Genomic DNA, 25125 nt, shown 5'->3' with positions numbered 1-25125 from the left:
CTGTCGCTCCTGAACTGCACGAGTTCCGCGCGAATTCCCTAAAAAGCTGTATCTTTACGTAAAAAAATCCCTCCACGCGGGAGGGATTGAAGAATATGCGCCGATGCCATTTAAGGCCGAGCGCTGTCTCGTAAGACAATCGGCGTTTCTTTTGCCGTTGGCACATTGCTGTTGATTGCACGACGAATAACGAAGAAAGCGGAAACCAGCATTGTTACCGCCACTAGCATGAAGAACCCACACAGCGCGGCGTTGATCTGGTTACTGAAGACGATGGTTTCCATGTCTTTAATCGATTTGGCTGGTGCGATCAGCGTGTTCTGTTCAATGCCTGCCGCGAAGCGTTTCGCCTGAGCCAGAAAGCCGATACTCGGTTTTTCATGGAAGATTTTCTGCCAACCCGCCGTCATCGATGTAATAAACAGCCAGACGGTAGGGACGACTGTCACCCATGCATAGCGCTGCTTCTTCATCTTAAACAACACTACGGTGCCGAGAATCAGCGCCATTGCTGCCAACATTTGGTTACCGATACCGAATAGCGGCCAGAGTGTATTGATACCGCCCAGCGGGTCGATCACGCCCTGATAGACGAAGAACCCCCAACTTGAAACGGCAACGGTTGTACCGGCCAGATTCCCCAGCCAGGAATGGCTGTTCTCTAATCTGGGAATCGCAATACCGACCAGATCCTGCACCATGAAGCGACAGGCGCGCGTCCCGGCGTCAACGGCAGTCAGAATGAATAGCGCTTCAAACAGAATCGCGAAGTGATACCAGAACGCCATAATCGCCCGGCTGTTAAAAATTTCGGTGATGATATAAGCCATGCCCACCGCGAAGGTCGGCGCGCCACCGGCACGGGAAAGAATGGAGGCTTCGCCGACGTCATTGGCAATCGCACTCAATTCCTGTGGGGTAATCACAAACCCCCAGCTATTAATGGCTAACGAGGCGCTCTCGACCGTGGTGCCGATCAAGGCGGCGGGTGAGTTCATGGCAAAGTAGACACCCGGTTCGATAACCGAGGCACAAATCAACGCCATGATGGCGACAAAGGATTCCATCAGCATGGCACCATAGCCGATGAAGCGGATATGGCTTTCACGTTCAACCAGTTTTGGTGTGGTGCCGCTGGAAACCAGCGCATGGAAACCCGAAATCGCACCGCAGGCGATGGTAATAAACAGGAAGGGGAACAAGGAACCGGAGAAAACCGGGCCACTACCGTCAATAAACCGAGAGACGGCGGGCATTTTCATTTCCGGCATCGCAAACACGATACCGAAGGCCAGTCCGACAATAACGCCGATTTTCAGGAACGTAGAGAGATAATCACGCGGTGCTAGCAGCAACCAGACGGGCAGAACAGAGGCGACGAAGCCGTAAATGACCAGAACCCAGGTGAGTGATGTTCCTTTCAGCGTGAAGAACGGCCCCCAGTAGGGGTGTGCGGCGATATTACCGCCGTAGACAATCGCCAGCATCATCAGCACAAAGCCGATAATCGATACTTCAGCGATTTTACCTGGCCGTAAAAAGCGCATGTAAACGCCCATAAAGAGCGCGATGGGGATGGTGGCGGCAATTGAGAACAACCCCCACGGGCTCTCCGCCAGCGCTTTCACCACGACCAGCGCCAGTGCTGAAAGAATGATGATCATCACGCCCAGCGCACCGAGCATCGTGATAATACCCGCGAACGTACCCAGCTCCTGTTTTGCCATCTCACCCAGAGAACGACCGTCCCGGCGGGTGGAGATAAACAGCACCAGAAAGTCCTGTACGGCACCCGCCAGCATCACGCCAACCAGAATCCAGATCGTACCGGGTAGGAAGCCCATCTGGGCGGCGAGAATTGGCCCAACCAGCGGGCCAGCCCCGGCGATGGCGGCGAAGTGGTGGCCGAACAGGACCCATTTATTGGTGGGGACGTAATCCAGACCGTCGTTATGACGTTCCGCCGGTGTCAGTCGGCGATCGTCGAGCTCAAACACTTTTTTGGCGATGAACAGACTGTAAAAGCGATAGGCAATGCTGTAACACGATACGGCGGCGATAACCAACCACACCGCATTGACATGCTCACCGCGGCTTAGCGCCAGCGTAGCGAACGAAAAGGCGCCCGCCAGTCCGACCAGCAGCCAGATCACAATGCTCTTTACGTTACTCATAACAACGGCTCCTTCGTTATTCAGAAAGGGTATAGCGCGAGTGTTAATGCAATTTAACAATAGTGGGTTTGTTGACGAATAGAAGCGAATGGATGAGAAAATGTGAGCAAACGTGAATTTATGTAAATAAATTTAAAAGGTGAACAAGGGTTAACGTGCTGGCGCGGTAACAATAAGAGGCCCTGCCGGGAGAGATTCAGAGGATGACAGAGCCGAGGAGCTTAAGGCAGAACGTTCCCGGCTGCGCGGTAAATCTTGTACCACTCTTCACGGCTGAGTGACAGGGTAGACGCCGCCGCGATGTCACGGATACGTTCCGGGCTCATGGTGCCGATAATCACCTGCATGGCGGCAGGATGACGCAAGATCCATGCGGTGGCAATCGCGGTGTTGGTGACGTTATGTTGCTCGGCGAGGTGATCAATCGTGGCATTTAGCTTGGGGAATTTTTCATTGTCGAGAAAAACGCCGTCAAAAAAGCCGTATTGGAAAGGTGACCAGGCTTGAATGGTCATCGAATTCAGACGACTGTATTCCAGAATCGCACCATCGTGATTCACCGATGCCGGGTTCGTCATATTGACGTTAAAGCCTGCATCAATCATGCCTGTATGCATGATGCTGAACTGCAATTAAACGCTGATGACGCGCGGGTTGGTTCGCTGTGAACGCCCGCGCGGAGATGCTGTATTGCAGCGATATGGCTTAATTACGCGGCAGGTTTTGCCACGATGCTACGGGTTTCCAGGCGCACTTCAGCAATGACGACGTCCAGCGTATCTCCTTGACGATAAACCACGTCGCCTTTCACCGAGAGGGTGCCCAATTCCTGGCTGCACACCAACTCATCACGTACCGCGTGGATAAAGGAGGACGGGATAAACGCTACCGCGCCGTTATCCAGCAGGCGAACGCGCAGGCCGCCGCGTGTGACATCTATGATTTCAGCGTTGAAACGCACATCCGTGCCGGCTTTATCTTTGAGGTAGCGAGCGTACAGCCAGTCGCCGACATCACGCTCTGCCATACGGTTAAGGCGACGACGTTCGGCTAGCTGTACCGTGATGTCATCTTGTGGTTTTTCTGCCGCCTGTCCGGTGATAACCGCTTTCAACAAACGGTGGTTCACCATATCGCCGTACTTACGGATCGGAGATGTCCAAGTGGCATAGGCTTCCAGCCCCAGACCAAAATGTGGTCCCGGCGTGGTACTCACTTCTGCGAAAGACTGGAAGCGGCGGATACGGCTATCCAGGAACTGCGTCGGCTGGGCATCCAACTCGCGGCGCAGCGTACAGAAACCTTCCAGTGTCAGCAACGTCGGCGCATCAGCCTGAACGCCATGTGTGTCCAGTACGGCAACGGCTTGTTCAACCGAGGCGGGATCGAAACCGTTATGCACGTTATAGATGCCAAAGCCCAGTTTATCGCGCAGCACAATGGCTGCACAGACGTTGGCGGCAATCATGGATTCTTCAACGATACGGTTGGCGATACGGCGGTGTTCAACCACGATATCCAGGACGTCGCCTTTTTCACCCAGCAGGAAGCGATAATCTGGGCGATCTTTAAACACCAGCGCGTGGGTAGTACGCCATTCGCTGCGTGCCAGACAGAGGCGGTGCAGCAAACGGATTTGTTCAGCAATGGCCTCGCTTTGTGGCTGCCATTCGCCTTGATTTTCCAGCCAGTCAGAGACGTTGTCATACGCCAATTTGGCTTTCGATTCGATCCAGGCGGCAAAAAAGTGAATGTCATCACTCAGCGCACCATCGGCGGCAATCGTCACGCGGCAAACGAGGACAGGGCGACGCTCGTTCGGGAGTAGGGAACAGATATCGTCAGACAGCGCACGCGGCAGCATCGGGATGTTAAAGCCGGGCAAATAGTTGGTGAAGGCGCGCTGGCGTGCAATGTTATCCAACTCGCTGCCCGCATCCACATACGCGGTTGGATCGGCGATGGCGATAGTTAATTGCAGTGAACCATCACTATTGTCCTGCACATATAGCGCATCGTCCATATCTTCAGTGCTGGCGCTATCGATAGTGACAAAGTTCAGCGCCGTCAGATCTTCACGGACCAGTTCGCCGTCATGGCGTTCCGTGGTTTCAATCTCTGGTGCTGAGCGCTCCAGATTATGGCGTGACAATGTCACCCACCACGGTACCAGCGGGTCATCGCCTGTGGTGATGTACTGTGTCAGTTCGGCATGGAAGCCACGGTCGCCTTTTAACGGGTGACGGCGCATTTCAGCTACCGCCCAATCGCCTTCCTGAAAGTCGTGCGTGACATCACGCGCGGCGCGGCAAGGGATGGCATCTTTCAGCAGCGGATGGTCAGGCGTAATGGATAAACGGTCATCTTTTTTATGGATGCGTCCAACAAATCGGGTGAGGAAGGGTTCGAGCAGCGTTTCTGGCTCGACAATTTCCCGATCTTTTTCCGTATGCAGGGTGGCGGTAATCCGGTCACCGTGCATCACTTTTTTCATCTGTGGAGGGGGAATGAAATAGCTTTTTTGTCCGTCAGCTTCAAGAAAGCCGAATCCTTTATCGGTGCCTTTGACGACCCCTTCAACACGCGGTGTCTGAGAGTGAAGTTGCTGTTTTAGCTGTGCAAGCAGCGGATTATCTTGAAACATAGCGTCCAGAAATACGATTGTGAGTGGCTTAATTAGCAGTTCACAGTTTTACTCGAATCAGGTGCTGGCGGCAAGAATAATCGGGGCTGGCGTGGTTGCGTAACGGCGGTGAAAGCGCGAATAAATCCGAGTAAAGTCAATGCTGATTTGAATAAGAACCCTGTCGTATGCGGCATTGATTTCGCAACACGACAGGGGAACTTACGGTGTTATTTACCGCACGCTTAGGCGATGCGCAGCAGAGACTCCGCTTGCGTACTGCGTCGCACGCTAACTGGCACCGATTTAGACGTCGGCGTGTGTGTTTCATCCCCAAAGCTGGACAGCGGCACCAGCGGGTTGGTTTCCGGATAATAAGCGGCCAGATTACCGCGTGGAATCGCGTAGCTCACCAGTTTGAAACCGTTGACGATGCGGCTAATGCCGTCGTTCCACAGCGTTTCGATATCAACGAGATCGCCATCTTTCAGCCCCAGATCGGCGATGTCATCTGGGTGCATAAACAGCACTTCTCGCTGACCATACACGCCGCGATAGCGGTCATCCAGTCCATAAATCGTGGTGTTGTACTGATCGTGTGAACGCAGCGTTTGCAGCGTAAAGGGCACGTCGCTGCCTTGCAACTGCGGGAACAGCGTATCGGGCAGCGAGGCATGGCTAAATTGCGCTTTCCCATTTAAGGTATTAAACCGCAATTCGGCAGCGGCATTGCCGAGATAGAATCCGCCTGGCAGATCGCAATTGGCATTGAAATCGGTAAAGCCGGGAAGGGTGGCGGCAATATGGTCGCGGATGCGAGAATAATCGTCCGCCAGCGCCAGCCAGTCGAGCTTCTCATTGCCGAGCACCGCATTGGCAATACCGCAAACAATCGCGGTTTCCGAGCGCTGCAACGGCGAAAGCGGCTGCCCGACACCCTGCGACGCGTGCACCATACTGAAAGAGTCTTCAACGGTAATGAACTGTGCACCGCTGGCTTGCATATCGAGATCGGTACGACCGAGCGTTGGCAGAATCAACGCATCAACCTTGCCAGTAACCAGATGGCTGCGGTTGAGCTTGGTGCTGATGTGTACGGTCAGATCGCAACGGCTCAGTGCTTCTTCAGTGCGTGCCGAATCCGGTGCGGCGGCGGCGAGGTTCCCCCCCAGTGCAATTAACACCTTAACCTCATCGCGCAGCATGGCTTCCAGTGCTTCTACCGTGTTGTGACCTGCGGCGTAAGGTGGAGTGAAATCATAATGCGCGGCCAGACGATCGAGAAATGCGGCTGTCGGCTTCTCATCGATCCCCATGGTGCGGTTACCCTGCACATTACTATGACCGCGCACCGGACATAGCCCCGCGCCCGGTTTTCCCAACTGCCCAAACAGCAGTTGCAGGTTCACGATTTCGCGCACGGTGGCGACGGAATGCTTATGTTGGGTAATTCCCATCGCCCAGGTGCAAATCACACGCGGCGACTGCTGATAAATCGCCGCCACATAGCGCAATTGCGCTTCGCTCAGGCCGGACTGTTGTTCGATTTTCTGCCAGCTTGTGGCATCAACCACAGCAAGATAGTCGTCCACCTGCTGGGTATGCGTGGATAGGAAAGCCTGATCGAATAATCCCGTTTCTCCGGCAGACAGACGCTGGCGATGCGTTTCCAGCAGGGCTTTCACCATGCCGCGCACGGCAGCCATATCGCCGCCCAGATTGGGTTGCAGGTAAGTTTCGCTAATGGTGCCGGACAGCGGCGTAAGCAGTTCCAACGGGTTCTGCGGATTGGCAAAGCGTTCCAGACCGCGCTCGCGTAGCGTATTAAATGAAACGATGTGCGCACCGCGATCGGCGGCATGGCGCAGGCTGTGCAGCATGCGCGGGTGATTGGTGCCGGGGTTCTGACCAAAAACGAAAATCGCGTCAGCGTGTTCGAAATCATCCAGACGGATAGTCCCTTTACCGACGCCGATGCTTTGCTTCAGACCGGTTCCGCTGGCTTCATGACACATATTCGAGCAGTCGGGAAAATTGTTGGTGCCTAGCATGCGGCCAAAAAGCTGATACAGATAAGACGCTTCATTGCTGGCACGGCCGGACGTATAAAGCTCGACCTGATTGGGATGTGCCATCTTACTGATATGGTGAGCGATCAGCGAAAAAGCGGCATCCCAATCGATGGGAACATAGCGATCGCTGGCGCGATCATAGCGCATCGGGCGGGTTAAGCGCCCCTGATACTCAAGGAAATAGTTGCTTTGCTGGCGTAACGTTGTGACGCTATGCGCGGCGAAAAAATCCAGATCGACCGCTTTGCGCGTCGCTTCCCAACTGACCGCTTTTGCGCCGTTTTCACAGAAACTGAAGGTACTGCTGTTGTCATCACCCCAGGCACAGCCGGGGCAGTCAAATCCTTTCGATTTATTGACCCGCAACAAATTTCGGATATTTTTCAGCGCTTGCTTACTGTCGAGGACAAAACGCGTGGTGGCTTCCAATGAGCCCCAGCCGCCAGCCGCGTTGCGGTATGGCTTGATGGATGGTTTGAATTTCATAGACGTTCCGCAGGTGATAATGTTTTTTTTATGTGAACAAAATTTTAAATATTTGCTCTTGAGGGAAGTTTAGGTGCCGTCGGTGATCCCGTCTAATCAAATGCGGCTATGGTGGGATAGAGGCTATTTATCGGAGTATACTCAGGGCTTACCCACTACAGAGTCTGGCGATGGATATTAAACAGCTGCAATACCTATGCAATTTGGAGAAGGAACGCCACTTTGGCCGGGCTGCGGAAGCCAGTTTTGTCAGCCAGCCGACGCTTTCCATGCGGTTGAAAAATCTGGAGCGAGAGCTGGATCTGGCGTTAATCAATCGGGGTAACAACTTTGAAGGCTTCACCGCTGAAGGTGAACGCGTGCTGGCCTGGGCGCGTGAGATCGTTTCGGTTTATCAGGGATTAAAATTGGAGGTCGCGTCGCTGAAACGTGGTGTAAGCGGGGTATTGCGTATCGGTGCGGTGCCACAAAGCAGTATCGCGCTGTCGAGCCTGCTGGCCGCGGTGAACAAGATTTATCCGCAGTTGGATTTCCAGATCTCGCTGTTCAGTGCGGATCAATTGCTGGAAGCGCTGAATGCACATTCGGTGGATATCGGTATCGGTTTTTTTGAATTTTCGACGCTACAGGAGCTGCACTTTCAGGCGTCGCCACTGGCGGAGCGGGGCGTTGACCTGCTGTTCCATCCGCATCATTTTCCGCAGTTGGTAGGGGATGTGCCACTGGCTCTCGACGCACTTTCCGAGGTGCCACTTTGTCTGGCGGAAGCCAGCCGCTATTTCCGTCGCTATCTGGATAGCCATTTTCGTGAAGCCGGTGTCTCGCCGTGGGTCAAGGTGGAAAGCGCTTCCGTCCTGCAACTGATCCAAAGCGTCTATGTCGGGTTAGGCTGCGGCATTGTGCCTCATGGCAGCCTGATTCCGGAAATGACGCCTGCCTTAACGCTGCGGCCGCTGCAATTTCCCCCGATGCAGCGCCAGCCTGCTGTTGTCATCGCGCAGGCAGGCCGAGCGACGCCGTTGGCGCAGAATTTCTTTAACGCCGCACAACAGTGGTTGCAGGGGCAGTTGTAAAGGCCATCGCCCAGTACTGCCCCCTTGTTTGATGGGCATTTATTTGAACCGTTATTCCCACTATCTTGCTTTTATGACCTTACCCACCATTTTTGTGCCCCTGTTTTTATTACCGGGGCGTTTTTTTGTTATGCAGAATATAACTAATCTCTGATTGGTTATTCCCAGGATAGGAAGATGTTAATAAGGTGAATGAAATATTAAATATAAAAAGTAGTTGTACTAATACCCTTAATAATAGCGTGGCTACAAAATAGTTTAAATAGTAAAAAAACGTTTTATAACAGTTAAAAAAATAGATACTTGGTAAGTAATAAGTTCGCAAATTATCAGCCAAAAAAATTAATGATTAAAAACAAATATGGCCGCTTTTGATTCTTTTGCGAACAGCGTTTTTATTTTAAGTGGAGTATTCATTATGAAGAATAATCACCATGATTTGTTTGCTGCTTTTACACTCCCCAACGGCGCGACGCTGAAAAACCGGGTACTGATGGCACCGATGACCACCTGTAGCGGTTTTTACGATGGGAGCGTGACCAAAGAGTTGGTGGAGTATTATCAAGCCAGAGCGGGCAGCATTGGCACCGTGATTGTGGAATGCTGTTTTATTGATGACAAGGGGCTGGCTTTTCCCGGTGCGATAGGGATCGATAACGACGACAAAATTGCTGGGCTGGCTAAAATTGCGACGGCGATTAAAGAAAAAGGCTCGACGGCGATCCTGCAAATTTATCACGGCGGCCGTATGGTCGAACCGCGCTTTATCGGTGGCGCGACGCCCGTTGCGCCGAGTGCTATCGCGGCACCGCGTGCGGGTGCCATTGTTCCGGTTGCGTTGTCCGGTGATGAAGTTGACGCCATGATTGGCAAGTTTGGCGATGCCGTTCATCGCGCTATTCAGGCGGGATTCGATGGTGTAGAAATTCACGGTGCAAATACCTACCTGATTCAACAATTCTATTCTCCCCACTCTAATCAGCGCTCCGATAAATGGGGCGGTAGCCGTGACAAACGCACGGCGTTTCCGTTGGCAGTGTTGGATATCACCCATGAAGTAGCCGGTAAATACGCCGATCCGTCATTTATTATCGGTTATCGCTTCTCACCAGAAGAAATCGAAGAACCCGGCATCCATTTTGATGATTCGCTCTATCTGCTGGAAAAATTGGCGGCGCGCGGGCTGGATTACGTCCACTTCTCTATGGGAAATATCCTGCGGCCATCGATTATCGAGACAAACGATCCGACGCCGCTGATTAAAAAATATGCGGCACGCCGTTCTGCGACGTTAGCGGCGATTCCGGTTATTGGCGTCGGAGATATTGTCAACCAAGCCGATGCCGATGCGGCGTTAGAAAATGGTTACGACCTGATTGCCGTTGGCAGAGCCTGTATTGCTTATCCAGATTGGACGGATTGTATTGCCCAACAAAAAAAACTCGATCTTTATATTGCCAGCGATAAACGTGAAGCATTAATGATTCCTGAACCGCTGTGGCGTTTTTCATTAGTCGAAGCCATGATTCGGGACGTGAATTTAACCGGCAAGAAATTTAAATCCGGCGCTTATCAGGAAAACGTTCAAGATGAAGGTGGCGAACTGCAAATTACCGTCCATTTCGAGCAAAATCGGGTCGCCGATATTGCACTGAATAACAGCGAGATTGATGATTCGCTGAAAATCAGTTTTGAAATTATTCGCGAACGCATTCTGGATACCAACAGTCCACACGTTGATGCCGTAACGGGCGCAACGGCGCAAAGTGAAGCGATTAAAAAAGCCGTCACTAAGGCGATGGTGAAATCGAGTAAAGACGCCATTATTGCCGATGGCGGCAACCCAAATGCGCGCCGCGAGGCGGATGTCGTGGTGATCGGTAGCGGCGGTGCGGGGCTGGCGGCGGCGATTCAGGCCAGTGAAGAGGGCGCTCGCGTTATCGTGATTGAAAAAATGCCGGTCATCGGCGGAAACACGATTAAGGCCTCTGCCGGTATGAACGCAGCGGGCACGGTCTTCCAGCAAAATAAAGGTATCGAAGATAGTCACGCGCTGTTTTATAACGAAACGCTGAAAAGCGGGAAGCAGAAGAACAATCCGACCTTAGTGCAATATTTTGTCGATCATGCGTCTGATGCGATTAACTGGCTGGCACAGCACGATATTGAGCTGAGTGATATCACCACGACGGGTGGCATGAGTGTGGACAGAACGCATCGGCCTGCCAACGGGGCAGCGGTGGGCGGCTATCTGGTCAGCGGACTGATTAAGAACCTCAATAAATATAATATTGAGGTGCTGCTGGAAACGTCGGTGACCGAAATTGTGCAGGAAAAAGGCAAAGTTACTGCCGTTAGCGTCATCAATGATGACCAGGAAGAGAACCTGATTACGACAAAAGCGGTGATTGTCGCCACGGGCGGTTTCAGCGCCAATAAGGCGATGGTGGAGTCATACCGTCCAGACCTGAAAGGCTTCGTTACCACCAACCACAAAGGTGCGACAGGCGGCGGGATTCGTCTGTTGGAGCAGATTGGCGCGGATACGGTGGACATGGGGGAAATTCAAACCCACCCAACGGTTGAGCAGACAACCTCTTACCTGATCTCCGAATCTATTCGCGGCGGTGGCGCGATTCTGGTGTCACAACGCGGAGAACGTTTCTTCAATGAGATGGAAACACGCGATAATGTTTCGTCAGCCATCGTCAATTTGCCGGAAGAATACGCCTATATCCTGTTCGACGAACAGGTAAGGAATCGCAACCGGGCGGTTGAAGAATATGTTGCTCAAGGGCTGACCGTCAGCGCGGGCAGCCTCACGGAACTGGCTGAGAAACTCGACATACCGCAGGCGGCGCTGCAAGCTACGTTCGATCGCTACAATATCTTTATTGCCGACAAACACGATGAGGATTTTGGCCGTACTACGGGGATGCGCGATCCGCTGAATCAGGCACCTTACTACGCGATTAAGGTGGCTCCGGGCGTGCATCATACGATGGGCGGTGTGACGATTAACACGAAAGCGGAGGTGTTGAATCGTCACAAAGAGACGATCTCTGGCGCTTACGCGGCTGGGGAAGTGGTGGGCGGTATTCACGGCGCGAACCGCATTGGTGGCAACGCTGTAGCGGATATCATTATCTTCGGCATTCAGGCGGGGATTCAGGCAGCGGCGTATGCGCGTGCACCGCGCCATTCTGAGTTTTCGCCTGCGAAGGCGCGTAAAGCAAAATTTGTGAAATCCACGGATAAAATTGCTGAAAAACCGTCGGCCATGATGGAATAGTGGAGCCGTTGGCGAGCGTCTGAAAGGGCGCTCGCATTTTCTCTCTGCGCTGAGATCTGTTCATGGGAGCTACGCGATGCCTTCTGTCGATAACGCTTACGTCTATTCCGTGCATCTGATGGGCAGCCCCATCCTGCTTAAACTGTTTACCCATGATGAAACCGCCGTCAGGCAGGTTTTCCATCGCATCAAGCAGCTCGAAGATTTACTCACCGTTAACCGGGCACTGTCGGAAGTGATGAGTATCAACCAGGCGGCGGGGAAAGCATTCGTTTCGGTCAGCCCGATTGTCTTTGCGCTGATTAAGCGTGCTAAAGCGGTGAGCCTGATTGAAAATAGCCGCTTTAACGTGGCGATCGGCCCTGTCGTGAAACTATGGAAAATCGGCTTTAGCGGCAGCACGGTGCCTGATCAACAATCGATACAACGGGCACTGGTATTAACCGATTCCGAACGCATTATCCTCAGAGAGCGAGACTGCGCTGTATTGTTAGAAAAAGCAGGAATGGAGATCGACCTGGGTGCGATTGCGAAAGGTTATATTGCCGATATCGTTCGAGATGTTCTGCATCAACACGCTATTCAGGATGCACTGATTAATCTGGGGGGAAATGTGCTGGCTATCGGCAGCGCGTTGGCAGATGAACAAGGGCTATGGAGTGTGGGATTGCAAAAACCTTTTGCGGACCGCGATAGTTTGCTCGGTGTGATTAGGGTGAAGAATAAATCCGTGGTGACATCCGGTATCTATGAACGCTTTTTTACCGTGGACGATCGTATTTATCATCATATTCTCGATCCCCGGACGGGCTACCCGCTGGATAACGAACTGCATAGCGTCACGGTTATCTCGAACGACTCTCTCGACGGCGATATTTACACCACGCTGCTCTATGGCATGGGGGTGAACGCGGGTATCGAGTTTTTACAAAATCGGCCAGATATCGAAGCCATCTTTGTGACGAAGAATAAAAAGATTATCTTTTCTTCTCAGCAGCATCATACGTTTGAATTGCTGGATGGTAGTTATTTGGTTCATGTCAGAAAGTGACTATCAAACAGTATATACTCGTCATACTTCAAGTCGCATGTGTGTTGACTACGCTGCAAGCAGCGTTCAAGTCTGCCTCTGGCAGAGTCGTCAATCACCCAAATCATTTATCAGCGTAAGCTCATCGGGATGAAATGAGAGACGTCTTGTCTCTCAATAAAGTCTGGCCTAGTGACAATTGAGTTTGCAGTAATCATCGAGTGTGTTGATATTTTTAGATATGGTTAATACATTAATATGCAGATATATAGAATGACTCAATAGTTATACTGAGCCATTAATTTTATCTAAGAGACTATTTTATTACTCTTTGACTGTAATTGTCGGATCCCACTGGAAGTAACCATAGAGTTCTTGATTTCCGCCGTGTGGTCTATGGTACAACGCGAACTGTACCTGATACTGCTCTGTTCCTAATTTAGTTACAGTTGCCTGAGTGTACCAATGTTTTTGTTCGGTGAACGTAACAGGGAACGGTGAGATGTTATTCGTTGGTGCAGGTTCTGCTTCTAAACGGCCGTTATTAACGAATTCAACTTGGGTAAAAATGGAATCACCTGCATATCGTGGTAGCCCATAAATTAAAACGCTTGAGTCGGAGTTGGCGGATTCTGAAATACCTGTCCAGCGAATAACATCATCACGGTTTGCTCTAATATTGAGGTCGCCCGTTCCCTCTCCTGATATAGCTGATTGACTTGGTGCAACCATGTAAGAGTATTGGTGGCCAATCGGCGTCGGATGGGCTTGATCTTTACTAACAGATTTGATTGAGGGGTCATTGATAATACGGTCTGTATCAATAATGACAATAACGTTAATGATATTATTGCTCGAATTTAGTTGATTGATGTTACTCATGAAATATCCTTATTTTTAATAATAAATGGAATATGTAAAAAGCTGCATAGCAAATGATGATTTTTTAGAGCAAGTGTTAACTTGCTCAGTCATTGATAGTAATTATATTGTTTTGTTTTTACAAGAATGAAATTAGAGTATCTTATGTCTTTATCTAATAAGATAATTATATTATTAACAGGGTTATTTTATTTTTCATTATTATTTTAACTGAAATGATTTTATATTTAATATAATTTGTTTTTAATTAACAACCTAATTAAACTCCGAGGAAAAGAAAGTAGCCCACCTGGGAGACAGGCTACTTTTGATGACTTATTTCAGTTCCAGCTCGTTCATTGCAGCGATGCTGAAGCCGCCGTCAACGTGCAGAACTTCACCGGAGATACCGGCAGCCAGATCGGAACACAGGAACGCAGCAGAGTTGCCCACGTCTTCAATGGTCACGACACGGCGGATTGGCGTAACGGCTTCACAATGGGACAGCATTTTCTTGAAGTCTTTGATGCCGGATGCAGCCAGTGTACGAATCGGACCCGCAGAGATGGCGTTGACGCGCACGCCCTGAGCACCCATGGCGTTCGCCATGTAACGTACGTTTGCTTCCAGAGACGCTTTTGCCAGACCCATTACGTTGTAGTTAGGGATAGCACGCTCTGCGCCCAGATAGGACAGGGTAACCAGCGCAGAGTTCGGGTTCAGCATTTTACGGCAGGCTTTCGCCATCGCGACGAAGCTGTAAGAGCTGATATCGTGAGCAATGCTGAAGCCTTCACGGGTAACGGCATCAACGTAGTCACCGTCCAGTTGGTCGCCCGGTGCGTAAGCAATGGAATGCACGAAGCCATCAAAGTTCGGCCATACGTTAGCCAGTTCGGTAAACAGTGCCTCGATGCTCGCATCTTCAGCGACATCACACGGCAGAACGATGCTGGAACCCAGTTCACTGGCAAAGCCTTCAACGCGTGCTTTCAATTTTTCGTTCTGATACGTGAACGCCAGTTCGGCACCTTCACGTTGCATTGCTTGTGCAATACCGTAGGCAATAGAACGGTTGCTGGCAACACCTGTTACCAGAATGCGCTTACCGGTAAGAAAACCCATAGCAGTAATCCTTGTGATCATTGTTGCTGCGATCGCCACGTCTGGGCCTGTAAACCTAAACCTACGCGGCAAGTGACGACCGAGATGAATAAACCGCGCAATTCTACCATGTTGGGGGCGGTAGGGGTACTCCGAGCAGTATCCGTCTTTTTCCACAGTCCAGTGGCCACCGTGGTGCGCGGAGATTAGCGTTGTGCGCCGTCGCGTCGCCAGGCATCCGCGCTGAGTGCTTCACCGAAATGGCTGGCAATCAAACGTTTCGTCAGGTCATGGAGCGGGGCGGACAACACATCGGCGGTACTGCCGCGTTCGACCACTTCGCCTGCCTGCATCACCAGAATCTGGTCGCTGATGTGCTTCATCATGCCCAGATGCTGCGTCACGTAAATATAAGAGATACCGTGCTTTTCCTGTAATTCCAGCATCAGATTAATAATCTGTGACCGCATAGACATATCCAGCGAAGCCAGCGCTTCATCGGCGACAATCACTTTCGGTTGCAGAATCAGCGCTCGCGCCAGACCGACGCGCTGTTTTTGCCCCGGCGCGAGCGCATGCGGATAGTAATAAGCATGATCGGGACGTAACCCGACTTGCTGTAGCGCCTGATTAATCGCTCTTTCACGCGCTTCGGCGCTGAGGTCGGTATTCAGCCGCAGCGGAACATCCAACAGTTGCCCAATACGCTGACGCGGATTGAGCGCATTGCTCGCATCCTGAAAGATCATGCGGATACGCTGGCTGCGGTAGCCATAATCGCCGTAATGCAGCGGGTGATCATCGATAACGAGTTCACCGGACGTCGGCGCGATCATACCTGACAGCATTTTCGCCAGCGTCGATTTCCCCGAACCGTTCTCACCGATGATGGCAAGCGTCTGGCGCTCACGTAGCGTAAAGCTGACGGATTTTACCGCTTCAACATGCTGACGACGGAAAAGCCCAGTCCGGTAGCGGAACGTCTTGGTCAGGTTGCGGGCTTCAAGCAGCATCTCAACCATCATGGTTCCTCCATGTTGAGCGGGAAGTGGCAGGCATATAAGTGGTTCTTCGCGGAAAGCAGCGGTGGTGTTTGCATACACTGTTTTTGTGAATAAGGGCAGCGTGGACCGAGCCGACAGCCAATCGGTAAGTGTTCCAGCGAGGGAATCGCACCGTTCAGCGTGTTTAACCGACTTTTGTGCGGCAGTGAGCGGCCAAAATCGGGCATCGCGCGGATCAGCGCCTGGGTATAAGGATGATGCGGCGCGGTGATCAAATCTTCACAGGTGGCACTCTCCACCGTTTGTCCGCAATAAAGCACGTTGATGCGGTCAGCCCATTTGCTCATGGTTTGCAGGTCATGGCTGATGAGTAGGATCGTGGTGTTATTGTTTTGGTTCAGGCGTGATAGCAGGCGGAAAATCTGCGCCTGCGTGGTGGATTCCATTGCATTGGTCGGTTCATCGGCAATCAGCAGACGCGGCTGATTCGCCAGCGCGATGGCAATCATCACCTTCTGACACTCACCGTCGCTCAGCTCATAGGGATAGCTACCCATGATGTCTTTGTGATTTTTAATCCCGACGCGGTGCAGCAATTCGATAGCGCGGCGCTTGCGCCAGTTAAATCGCTGCCACCAGCGGCCCTTATACGTCCAACTGGGAATTGCCTGTACCAACTGCCGACCAATGTTTTCTGACGGATCGAGACAAGATTGCGGTTCTTGGAAAATCATGGAGACGTTATGGCCGACCAGTTTACGTCGCTCACGTGATGACAATTGCAGCAGGTCGATATCATCAAAGCGGAAGCGATCGGCGGTTACACGCCAGTTCTCTTTGGTGATCCCGCAGATGGCTTTGGCGATCAGGCTTTTGCCTGAACCGGACTCGCCCACTAGCCCGCGAATTTCCCCTTCGCTAAGTGTCATACTGACGCGGTCGACGGCTTTTACCGCACCGTCGGCGGTCAGAAATTCAATCGTCAGGTTACGGATATCAAGTAATGGCATAGGGAGTTGTCGCCTCTTATTCCGTTTCCGCGACGAGCGCACGGCGGAGGCCGTCGCCCAGCAGGTTGACGATTAACACGCTCAGTGCGATAGCCGCACCGGGCAGCATCACGGTCCACGGCGCGGCATAAACCAATTCCAGCGAGTTGCCGAGCAGGGCACCCCATTCGGTGGTGGGCAACTGTGCACCCAAATCGAGAAAGCCCAGCGCGGCGATGTCCAAAATGGCGATCGACAACGCGCGGGTAAATTCTGAAACCAGCAGCGCGGCAATGTTCGGTAAGACGACGTACCAGACCAGATAAAACGTGGAAGCGCCGTCAAGGCGGGCGGCGATCACGTACTCTTTGTCCATTTCATCGTGCACCGCGTTGTAGATGGTGCGCACCATCCGCGGCAACAGCGCCAGCCAGACGGCGAGCATCGCGTGCTCAAGCTTCGGACCGATGAAGGCAATCACCACAATCGCCAGCAACAGCGACGGAATCGATAGCAGCGTGTCCAAAATATGGTTGAGCATCGCCGAACGCAGTCCGCGCGTGACGCCCGCAAAGACGCCCAGCACGATGCCGCACAGCGCCGCCGCGTAGGTGACGATGAGCGATGCACCGACGGTGGGGGCGGCACCGCTCAATAAGCGGCTTAGCTGGTCGCGTCCTAAATCGTCGGTGCCGAGAAAGAACGACACTTCGCCGTAATGCGACCAGGAAGGGGGCAGCAGTTGATAGCCCAAAAATTGCTGATCAACTTCATAAGGTGCGAGAAATTTGCCGAACAGGCACAGGCCGATCAGGATCAAAAAGCCATATAGCCCGATCATTGCCAGCATATCCTGATGGAATGCCCGCCAGGTATCGCCCAGTCGGCTAGGCAGCCGTTTTTCGCTATAGACGTTATCGTAGGGCATACCATTCCTTGTGTTTCAACGGATTTGCCATCGCGCCCCAAATATCAGACAGGATATTGACCGTGATGACCATCGCGCCGACCACCATCACGCCCGCAGAAATCGCGGCGAAATCCTGCTGGCGAATGGCATTTACCAGCCAGCGACCGATACCCGGCCAGTTAAAGACCACTTCGGTAATCATTGTCAGCGTCAGCATGGTGGAAAATTGTAACCCCAGCTTGGGAATAATTGGCGGCAGTGCGTTGTGAATCAGGTGACGACGAATGATGGTAAAGCGTGATAGCCCACGGGTTGCCGCGGCTTTAATGTAATTTTTGCTGATAATTTCCGTGGTACTGACGCGCATCAGGCGGATCACCTCAGTCGTCGGCCCGACGGCTAGCACGGTAATCGGCAGAATCAGGTGGCGGATGGCGCTGACGATCATTTCGCCGCGATGGGGCGAATCGGACAGCCAGGCATCAATCAGCGCAAAACCGGTCACGGTTTTCACCTGATAGAGCAGATCGAAACGGCCTGAAACCGGCAGCCAGCCGAGATGCAACGAGAAGAACAGCGTCAACAGCAGCGCCAGCCAAAACACAGGCAGAGAAAAGCCGATCAGCGCCAGCGTGCTGATCACAATGTCCGCGCCGCGATTCTGCATCACACCGGCGGTAATCCCCAGTGGAATCCCGACCAACAACGAGAGCGCAAAGGCCAGTAGACAAAGTTCAATCGTGGCGGGGAACACTTCTTTCAGCAGCTCGCTGATGGCCTGCCCGTTAATGCTGGAACGGCCAAAATCGCCTTGAAGCAGGCTAGAGAGATAGAAATGATAGGCATCAAACAGCGCCGCGCCATTGAGCGGGGCGTTGGGTGTGTAGTAGCTGAGGCTAAAGCCAACCAGCGTCAGTAGTGACAATGTCACTACCAATAACACCAGGCGTCGCAAGGTAAAAATAATCACGGCTGTGCTTCCTCCACGGTTTCTGGTGCAGAGGGCTTCTGCTGCGTCTGTTGATCTTCGCGAAAGACACCCGCGAACGAGGCGTTGCCGAACGGACTTAATACCAACCCTTTCATGTCATAGCGGTAAGCCAGCAGACGTAATGACGATGCCAGTGGGAGAACAGGTAACTGTTCTGCCAGAATGCGCTGTGCCTGCTGATAATAGTCAATCCGCTTAGAAAGCTGCTGTGACGAGAGCGCGTTTTGCAGCACGTCATCAAAGGTGGGATCGCACCAGTGGGCATAGTTGCTCTGGGAACGAATCGCTGCGCAGCTTAGCAAAGGGCGGAAAAAACTGTCTGGGTCATTACTGTCCGTTGCCCAGCCCGCCAGTGTTAAATCGTGGCTAAGCTCCATTAACCGGGCTTCCTGAAAACGGCCTTCCACTGGAATAATGGTGACGGTGATGCCAACCTGTGCCAGATCGGCCTGTATCAGTTCAGCCGTTTTCAGCGGGCTAGGATTGTAGGATTGTGAGGCACTCGGCACCCACAGGCGCAGGTTCAGGCTAGTCAGTCCCAGTTCCTGCAATATTTGTCGTGCTTTCTGCGGATTATATTCCGTAATTTGCGATTCATTGTCATACGCCCACGACGCGCGAGGCAGAATAGAGGCTGCCGTTTCCGCCGTGCCGTAATAAATTGACTGCATCAGCCTGTCGTTATTGATCGCCAGCGCGATAGCTTCCCGCACGCGGCGGTCATCCAACGGCGCTTTTCGGACGTTGAAAGCCAGATAGGCGACGTTCATACCCGGACGTAGCGACAGACGCAGACGTGGGTCGTTACGCAGAATCGTCAACTGACTGGCGGCCGGATACGCGAGCACATCGCATTCGCCCGTCAGCAGCTTGGATAAACGGCCTGTACCGCCAGAACCAAGATCGATAACCACCTGCGGCATGCGTGGTAAACCGCGCCAATAGCTGGCGCTGCGCGTCAGGCGGATATATTGTCCGGTGAGGTATTCATTGAGCATGTAAGGGCCAGTGCCGACTGGCTCGCGATCCAGCAGTTCCTTTTTGTCCTCTTTCGCCAGACGTTGGCCATACTCAGAGGACAGAATCGGCGCGTAATGTGTAGCCAGATGCCACAGGAAAGAGGCATCAGGGCTGTTCAGGCGGATTTCAATACTGTATTCGCCCAATTTGCGAATACTTTGCACCGAATCGGCGAATTGCAGGCTGTCGAAATAGGGATATTCACCGCCGTTGACATCATGATACGGGTGTTTTTTATCCAGCATGCGCTGGAAACTGAATATCACGTCGTCGGCATTCATATTGCGGGTCGGGCTGAACCAGTTGGTGTTCTGGAATGGCACATCGTGGCGCAGAAAGAAACGGTACGTCGAACCGTTGTCCAAGACTTCCCAGCGCTGCGCCAGTTCTGGCATCAACCGATAAGTATAAGGATCGACGTCCAGCAGGCGATCGTAAAGTTGCGCCGCCAGCGTATCGACCGTGATGCCACTGCGTGCCATCTGTGGGTTAAACGTGTTCAGGACATCATTGACGCAATAGACAAAACCACTCTGGTGGATGTTTTCCAGCGGAGCAGGCGGCGTTAGCACGGGTTGCGGTGCGGCCAGTGCAGGTAAAGCCAGCCAGGTGAGTGCCAGTGCGAAACAGGTTTTTCCGAACATACGGGATTTTTCAGTTAAGACGGTTATAGAGAGAGTGTATCGCACTCTTGGCATCCTCCCCACTCTTGTTGTGTGCGTCTGGCGACTTTCCAACCGTTTGAGTGGCGGGATGATGGATTGAACGCGTTATCATGAAGGTCAAGGCGATATCCGGCATTACGTGTGTTATCGGCGGCACCGAGGCGGTGAGGAACCCCATAATCAGTACGGAAATGAGAAAAATTCTCAACAAAGTGCTTTACAGATGATACTGATAACTATTATCATCACTTTCGCACTTCGGCAGTGGCTTCTCGCAGGCACTGAAGGAGAGCACGACATTGCTCACATTGCTTCCAGTATTATTTTAGCCAGCCTACGTGCTGGCTTTTTTTTGTCTGAAAAATGACATTGCCATATGCTTATCTTGCTTTCTATTTCTCTGTAAATAATTAATAAAATCAAATTGATTGGGATATTTTTTAAATTATTTGCGGGAGCGAAAATCTCCCTTATCATGCCTATACCCAAGATCATGGGTGTTCACAATGGAGATAAGGAATATGTGGCTCAGAAGGAAGCAAATCGTCAGGAAATTGACGTTAGGTGTGGTAACCACGGTACTGGGTATGTCGCTCAGTTTCTCCGCATTATCTGCCACCCCGGTGGAAACGCATGGCCAGCTGTCTATTGAAAACGGGCGGCTGGTGGATGAACAGGGAAAGAGGGTACAACTGCGCGGGATGAGTTCGCACGGTTTGCAGTGGTTTGGGGATTATGTCAACAAAGAGTCGATGAAATGGCTGCGTGACGATTGGGGGATTAACGTATTCCGTGTCGCCATGTACACGGCGGCGGATGGCTATATTTCCAATCCTTCCCTTGCCAATAAGGTAAAAGAGGCCGTTGCGGCAGCACAAAGTCTCGGCGTCTATATCATCATCGACTGGCACATCTTGTCGGATAACGATCCCAATATTTATAAAGCACAGGCAAAGACCTTTTTTGCTGAAATGGCGGGACTGTATGGCAGTTCGCCGAACGTGATTTATGAAATCGCCAATGAACCCAACGGCGGCGTGACGTGGAACGGACAGATTCGGCCTTATGCGTTGGAAGTGACTGACACTATCCGCAGCAAAGATCCCGATAACCTCATTATCGTTGGTACAGGCACCTGGAGTCAGGATATCCATGATGCAGCGGACAATCAGTTGCCCGATCCGAATACCCTATACGCGCTGCATTTCTATGCCGGTACGCACGGGCAGTTCCTGCGCGATCGCATTGACTATGCGCAAAGCCGCGGCGCGGCGATTTTTGTCACTGAGTGGGGAACCAGCGATGCCTCCGGCAATGGTGGCCCCTTCCTGCCAGAGTCGCAAACCTGGATCGATTTCCTGAATAACCGTGGCGTAAGCTGGGTGAACTGGTCGCTTACCGATAAGTCAGAGGCATCGGCGGCGTTGGCACCGGGGGCAAGCAAATCGGGTGGTTGGACGGAGCAAAATCTGTCAACGTCAGGCAAATTTGTCAGAGAGCAGATTCGTGTGGGGGCAGATCTGAGCGGTGGCGATACGCCGACGGCACCCACAACGCCAACAGAGCCGACTAACTCAGGTAACGGAACCACGGGTGACATCGTGTTGCAATATCGCAATGTGGATAACAATCCTTCCGATGATGCGATTCGTCTGGCTTTCAACATCAAAAATACCGGAAGTACGCCGATCAAACTGAGCGATCTGCAAGTTCGCTACTACTTCCATGATGACGGTAAGCCAGGCGCAAACCTCTTTGTTGACTGGGCGAACGTCGGTCCTAACAACATCGTGACCAGCACAGGAACGCCAGCCGCCAGCACCGATAAAGCCAATCGCTATGTTCTGGTGACCTTCAGCAGCGGAGCCGGTTCTCTACAGCCGGGCGCGGAAACGGGCGAAGTGCAGGTGCGTATCCACGCGGGCGACTGGAGTAATGTGAATGAAACGAATGACTATTCATATGGCGCTAACGTCACGAGTTACACCAACGGAGATAAGATCACCGTGCATGATAAAGGCACGCTAGTCTGGGGTGTTGAGCCGTAATCGCCCTCATGTCTCTCGATCCTTAAGCGATCGACATGACTTGCTCTGCGGGCGTTAATTCGCCCGCATTTTCTCGCTAGCTTCTTACTCATTCACCGCAATATCGTGTTTCTTTAGCAATCCGCGCAACTGGTGATAGGTTAATCCCAGCAGTTCTGCGGCCTTGCGCTGGTTAAATTTTGCCTGATTTAACGCCCGATCGATCAAGCCTTTTTCTTGTTCCAGCAGCCACGGCTTCATGTCCAACGGTAAATCCGGCTGACCCGATGCTGCCTGCGGTTTTTCCTGAACGGCGGTAGCCCGACTGAAAGGGTTCAGAATAATGGTATCGAGAGGCTGTTCGCTATCGCCGTGACGATACACTGAGCGTTCAACCACGTTTTTCAGTTCACGAATATTGCCCGGCCAGCGGTAATTCAGCAGTGTCTCGCGCGCGGCAGGCGTAAAACCGGGAAACAGCGGCAGGTGCAATTCGCGGCACATCTGAATCGCAAAGTGATCGGCCAGCAGCATAATGTCCTGCTGGCGTTCGCGCAGCGGCGGGAGCTGTACAACGTCAAAGGCTAAGCGGTCGAGCAGATCCGCTCGGAACTTACCGCTGGCAGCCAGCGCAGGCAGATCGTCATTGGTGGCGCACACCAGACGCACGTCAACCTGAAGCTGATCCCTGCCGCCGACGCGTTCCAGCATGCCGTATTCGATCACCCGCAGTAATTTTTCCTGCACTAGCATCGGCGCGGTGGCCAGTTCATCCAAAAACAGCGTTCCGCCGTCGGCGCGTTCGAAGCGCCCCAGATGGCGTTTCTGCGCCCCGGTAAAAGCCCCCGCCTCATGACCAAATAATTCGGAATCGAGTAAGTTCTCGTTGAGCGCCGCACAGTTGAGGGAAACGAACGGCCCTTGCCAACGCGGGGAAAGGTAGTGCAGACGGCTGGCGATCAGCTCTTTACCCGTCCCGCGTTCGCCGATCACCAGCACAGGCTTATTCAACTGTGCTAACTGTGACACCTGTTCCAGTACCTCTAAAAAGCTGTTGGCTTCGCCTAGCAGATTCTCTTTTTCCTGAAGCATGATGTTTCACCGTGTTATTTTTACTAACTATTAGCGTATTTGACTAATCTAACGAAAAGAGAAAAATAGTCAAAATTATCTATTCTTTTATTTTCAGTGAGTTAAATAAAATTAAAAATTGGCATGCTTATTGATATATCTACAGTGAGATCGCGGCTGGCTTGGCTGGTCACGATGATAAATCAGGCGTAATCAGACGCTGGAAATCATGAAGAGGATGTAATTATGGGTATTTTTTCTCGTTTTGCCGACATCGTGAACGCCAACATCAATTCATTGCTGGATAAAGCGGAAGATCCGCAGAAATTGGTGCGGCTGATGATTCAGGAAATGGAAGATACGCTGGTTGAAGTACGTTCAACCTCAGCGCGGGCGCTGGCAGAAAAGAAACAGATTGCCCGCCGCATTGAACAAGCGCATGGCCAGCAAGATCAGTGGCAGGAAAAAGCCGAGCTGGCGCTACGCAAAGACAAAGACGATCTGGCTCGTGCGGCGCTGATTGAGAAACAGAAGCTGACCGACTTGATTGCCGTGTTACAGCATGAAGCCGAAAGCGTGGATGAAACGCTGGAGCGTATGAAACGTGAAATCGGCGAGCTGGAAAATAAATTAAGCGAAACCCGCGCTCGCCAGCAGGCGCTGACGTTGCGCCATCAGGCTGCGGCATCGTCACGTGATGTACGCCGTCAGTTGGACAGCGGTAAACTGGATGAAGCCATGGCGCGTTTCGATCAGTTTGAACGCCGTATCGACACGATGGAAGCGGAAGCGGAAAGCCACGGGCTGGGGAAACAAAAATCGCTGGATCAGCAGTTTGCCGAGCTAAAAGCAGACGATGAAATCAGCGCGCAACTGGCGGCACTTAAAGCTAAAGTTAAGCCAGCAGAGTAATTAGAGCGTAAACGCCATCGGATGGCTGTCGTTAGAAAACGGCAGCCGCCATAGAGCGTGTAAATAATAACTAAGGAGACACAATGAGTGCGTTGTTTCTTGCCATTCCGCTGACCATTTTCATGTTGTTTGTGGCACCGATATGGCTTTGGCTACATTACAACCAGCGTAAAAACAGTGCTCAACTGGGACAAAACGAGATGCAACGTTTGACGCATTTAACGGAAGAGTCCAACCATATGCGTGAGCGTATCAGAGCGCTGGAAGACATTCTGGATGCAGAACACCCGGACTGGAGAAAATCGTAATGAAAAATACGTGGTCAGGTAAAACGTTATACCGCTTACCGGAAGAAGGCATGCTGAAAGGGGTTTGCGCTGGGTTAGCACGTTATTTTGACGTGCCGGTGAAACTCGTACGGCTGATTACGGTGTTGTCGATGTTTTTCGGCCTGTTCTTTTTCACCATCGTGGCGTACATCATTCTGACCTTTATGCTCGATCCCGCTCCGGCAGGAATGAGATTTGAGGATGAAAAAACGCGCCGCACACCTGGTCAACTGCTGAATGAGGCTGATGCGACCTTGCAGGCCAGCGAACAGCGCCTGCGTAACATTGAACGCTATGTCACCTCGGATACCTTTGGCGTTCAGAACCGCTTTCGCCACCTGTAATCTGTCATCGGTTATACTCTTTCGCGGATGCTATCTACCGTTCGATCTGAATCGACAGTGGATAGCGTCGCGCTGCTTTTTTCTCCGCGATCAATGCGGTAGCCTGAATGTGCTTTTGCAACGCAACTAAACGCAACGACAGGAGTGA

18 protein-coding genes and 1 pseudogene are annotated in these 25125 nt (G+C 52.1%); 7 read left to right on the top strand and 12 right to left on the bottom strand.

All coding sequences use genetic code 11. From position 1 onward, the window contains the following. Positions 1-110 precede the first annotated feature (110 nt). The 4 genes and pseudogenes from AACH44_RS11450 to AACH44_RS11435 all read right to left on the bottom strand — a co-directional run bounded on the left by AACH44_RS11450 (position 111) and on the right by AACH44_RS11435 (position 7355). Positions 111-2174 (bottom strand): carbon starvation CstA family protein, encoded by a 2064-nt coding sequence (locus tag AACH44_RS11450; protein WP_261848688.1) that lies wholly within the window; start codon positions 2172-2174, stop codon positions 111-113. Positions 2175-2395: 221 nt separating this feature from the next. Then, positions 2396-2806 (bottom strand): annotated as a pseudogene (locus AACH44_RS11445) (aldo/keto reductase); the annotation flags it as partial. Between the two features lie 77 nt (positions 2807-2883). Further along, entirely contained in the window at positions 2884-4818 is a 1935-nt protein-coding gene (locus AACH44_RS11440; protein WP_261848686.1) for an exoribonuclease II, read from the bottom strand. Positions 4819-5042: 224 nt separating this feature from the next. Beyond that, complete coding sequence (locus AACH44_RS11435) at positions 5043-7355, bottom strand: FdhF/YdeP family oxidoreductase (RefSeq protein ID WP_261848685.1); 2313 nt, start codon at positions 7353-7355, stop codon at positions 5043-5045. Positions 7356-7525: 170 nt separating this feature from the next. Here AACH44_RS11435 and AACH44_RS11430 point away from each other — a divergent pair, with 170 nt between their 5' ends. The 3 genes from AACH44_RS11430 to AACH44_RS11420 all read left to right on the top strand — a co-directional run bounded on the left by AACH44_RS11430 (position 7526) and on the right by AACH44_RS11420 (position 12771). Beyond that, positions 7526-8428 (top strand): LysR family transcriptional regulator, encoded by a 903-nt coding sequence (locus AACH44_RS11430; RefSeq protein WP_261848684.1) that lies wholly within the window; start codon positions 7526-7528, stop codon positions 8426-8428. Between the two features lie 418 nt (positions 8429-8846). After that, entirely contained in the window at positions 8847-11720 is a 2874-nt protein-coding gene (locus tag AACH44_RS11425; protein WP_261848683.1) for a flavocytochrome c, read from the top strand. Positions 11721-11796: 76 nt separating this feature from the next. After that, positions 11797-12771, top strand: a complete 975-nt coding sequence (locus tag AACH44_RS11420) for an FAD:protein FMN transferase (RefSeq protein WP_261848682.1) — start codon at positions 11797-11799, stop codon at positions 12769-12771. Between the two features lie 303 nt (positions 12772-13074). On the opposite strand, the gene AACH44_RS11415 is transcribed toward AACH44_RS11420, so the two are convergent. The 7 genes from AACH44_RS11415 to sapA all read right to left on the bottom strand — a co-directional run bounded on the left by AACH44_RS11415 (position 13075) and on the right by sapA (position 20273). Next, positions 13075-13632, bottom strand: coding sequence for an inclusion body family protein (locus AACH44_RS11415; protein WP_261848681.1), 558 nt, complete (start codon positions 13630-13632; stop codon positions 13075-13077). A gap of 315 nt (positions 13633-13947) precedes the next feature. Continuing rightward, positions 13948-14736, bottom strand: coding sequence for an enoyl-ACP reductase FabI (gene fabI, locus AACH44_RS11410; protein ID WP_261848680.1), 789 nt, complete (start codon positions 14734-14736; stop codon positions 13948-13950). A 185-nt stretch (positions 14737-14921) separates the two neighbouring features. Further along, positions 14922-15737 carry a putrescine export ABC transporter ATP-binding protein SapF gene (sapF, locus tag AACH44_RS11405; protein ID WP_005972439.1) on the bottom strand — a complete coding sequence of 272 codons (816 nt, stop codon included), beginning with the start codon at positions 15735-15737 and terminating at the stop codon, positions 14922-14924. Then, the gene (gene sapD / locus AACH44_RS11400; protein WP_261848679.1) at positions 15737-16729 is read right to left on the bottom strand and encodes a putrescine export ABC transporter ATP-binding protein SapD; all 993 of its coding nucleotides are present in this window, start codon (positions 16727-16729) and stop codon (positions 15737-15739) included. The genes sapF and sapD overlap by 1 nt, the downstream gene beginning before the upstream one ends. 16 nt (positions 16730-16745) lie before the next feature. Further along, entirely contained in the window at positions 16746-17636 is an 891-nt protein-coding gene (sapC, locus tag AACH44_RS11395) for a putrescine export ABC transporter permease SapC (protein WP_010276734.1), read from the bottom strand. Continuing rightward, complete coding sequence (sapB, locus tag AACH44_RS11390) at positions 17623-18588, bottom strand: putrescine export ABC transporter permease SapB (RefSeq protein WP_261848678.1); 966 nt, start codon at positions 18586-18588, stop codon at positions 17623-17625. Before sapB ends, sapC begins: the two co-directional genes overlap by 14 nt. Next, the gene (gene sapA / locus AACH44_RS11385; RefSeq protein ID WP_261848677.1) at positions 18585-20273 is read right to left on the bottom strand and encodes an ABC transporter substrate-binding protein SapA; all 1689 of its coding nucleotides are present in this window, start codon (positions 20271-20273) and stop codon (positions 18585-18587) included. Before sapA ends, sapB begins: the two co-directional genes overlap by 4 nt. Positions 20274-20815: 542 nt before the next feature. On the opposite strand from sapA, the gene AACH44_RS11380 reads away from it, so the two are divergent. Next, entirely contained in the window at positions 20816-22342 is a 1527-nt protein-coding gene (locus AACH44_RS11380) for a cellulase family glycosylhydrolase (protein ID WP_261848676.1), read from the top strand. Positions 22343-22426: 84 nt separating this feature from the next. Here AACH44_RS11380 and pspF read toward each other — a convergent pair whose 3' ends face one another. Further along, positions 22427-23413 (bottom strand): phage shock protein operon transcriptional activator, encoded by a 987-nt coding sequence (pspF, locus tag AACH44_RS11375; RefSeq protein WP_261848675.1) that lies wholly within the window; start codon positions 23411-23413, stop codon positions 22427-22429. Positions 23414-23638: 225 nt separating this feature from the next. Here pspF and pspA point away from each other — a divergent pair, with 225 nt between their 5' ends. From pspA to pspC, 3 genes are all read left to right on the top strand, one after another. Then, complete coding sequence (gene pspA / locus AACH44_RS11370; RefSeq protein ID WP_010276756.1) at positions 23639-24304, top strand: phage shock protein PspA; 666 nt, start codon at positions 23639-23641, stop codon at positions 24302-24304. An 83-nt stretch (positions 24305-24387) separates the two neighbouring features. Beyond that, positions 24388-24612, top strand: coding sequence for an envelope stress response membrane protein PspB (gene pspB / locus AACH44_RS11365; RefSeq protein WP_261848674.1), 225 nt, complete (start codon positions 24388-24390; stop codon positions 24610-24612). Then, positions 24612-24977, top strand: coding sequence for an envelope stress response membrane protein PspC (gene pspC / locus AACH44_RS11360; RefSeq protein WP_261848673.1), 366 nt, complete (start codon positions 24612-24614; stop codon positions 24975-24977). Before pspB ends, pspC begins: the two co-directional genes overlap by 1 nt. Positions 24978-25125 lie beyond the last annotated feature (148 nt).

Source organism: Pectobacterium araliae, from assembly GCF_037076465.1.
Taxonomy (GTDB): domain Bacteria; phylum Pseudomonadota; class Gammaproteobacteria; order Enterobacterales; family Enterobacteriaceae; genus Pectobacterium; species Pectobacterium araliae.
Note: the sequence above shows the minus strand (reverse complement) of the source record. Positions and strands in the feature narration are given on the sequence as shown.

Bases quoted from the DNA above. Each gene is read 5' to 3' on its own strand.
- pspB (WP_261848674.1), top strand. From the start codon at position 24,388: ATGAGTGCGTTGTTTCTTGCCATTCCGCTGACCATTTTCATGTTGTTT.
- AACH44_RS11435 (WP_261848685.1), bottom strand. From the start codon at position 7,355: ATGAAATTCAAACCATCCATCAAGCCATACCGCAACGCGGCTGGCGGC.
- pspA (WP_010276756.1), top strand. From the start codon at position 23,639: ATGGGTATTTTTTCTCGTTTTGCCGACATCGTGAACGCCAACATCAAT.
- AACH44_RS11425 (WP_261848683.1), top strand. From the start codon at position 8,847: ATGAAGAATAATCACCATGATTTGTTTGCTGCTTTTACACTCCCCAAC.
- sapD (WP_261848679.1), bottom strand. From the start codon at position 16,729: ATGCCATTACTTGATATCCGTAACCTGACGATTGAATTTCTGACCGCC.
- AACH44_RS11450 (WP_261848688.1), bottom strand. From the start codon at position 2,174: ATGAGTAACGTAAAGAGCATTGTGATCTGGCTGCTGGTCGGACTGGCG.
- pspC (WP_261848673.1), top strand. From the start codon at position 24,612: ATGAAAAATACGTGGTCAGGTAAAACGTTATACCGCTTACCGGAAGAA.
- fabI (WP_261848680.1), bottom strand. From the start codon at position 14,736: ATGGGTTTTCTTACCGGTAAGCGCATTCTGGTAACAGGTGTTGCCAGC.
- AACH44_RS11420 (WP_261848682.1), top strand. From the start codon at position 11,797: ATGCCTTCTGTCGATAACGCTTACGTCTATTCCGTGCATCTGATGGGC.
- AACH44_RS11430 (WP_261848684.1), top strand. From the start codon at position 7,526: ATGGATATTAAACAGCTGCAATACCTATGCAATTTGGAGAAGGAACGC.
- pspF (WP_261848675.1), bottom strand. From the start codon at position 23,413: ATGCTTCAGGAAAAAGAGAATCTGCTAGGCGAAGCCAACAGCTTTTTA.
- AACH44_RS11440 (WP_261848686.1), bottom strand. From the start codon at position 4,818: ATGTTTCAAGATAATCCGCTGCTTGCACAGCTAAAACAGCAACTTCAC.
- sapC (WP_010276734.1), bottom strand. From the start codon at position 17,636: ATGCCCTACGATAACGTCTATAGCGAAAAACGGCTGCCTAGCCGACTG.
- AACH44_RS11380 (WP_261848676.1), top strand. From the start codon at position 20,816: ATGTGGCTCAGAAGGAAGCAAATCGTCAGGAAATTGACGTTAGGTGTG.
- sapA (WP_261848677.1), bottom strand. From the start codon at position 20,273: ATGTTCGGAAAAACCTGTTTCGCACTGGCACTCACCTGGCTGGCTTTA.
- sapF (WP_005972439.1), bottom strand. From the start codon at position 15,737: ATGGTTGAGATGCTGCTTGAAGCCCGCAACCTGACCAAGACGTTCCGC.
- AACH44_RS11415 (WP_261848681.1), bottom strand. From the start codon at position 13,632: ATGAGTAACATCAATCAACTAAATTCGAGCAATAATATCATTAACGTT.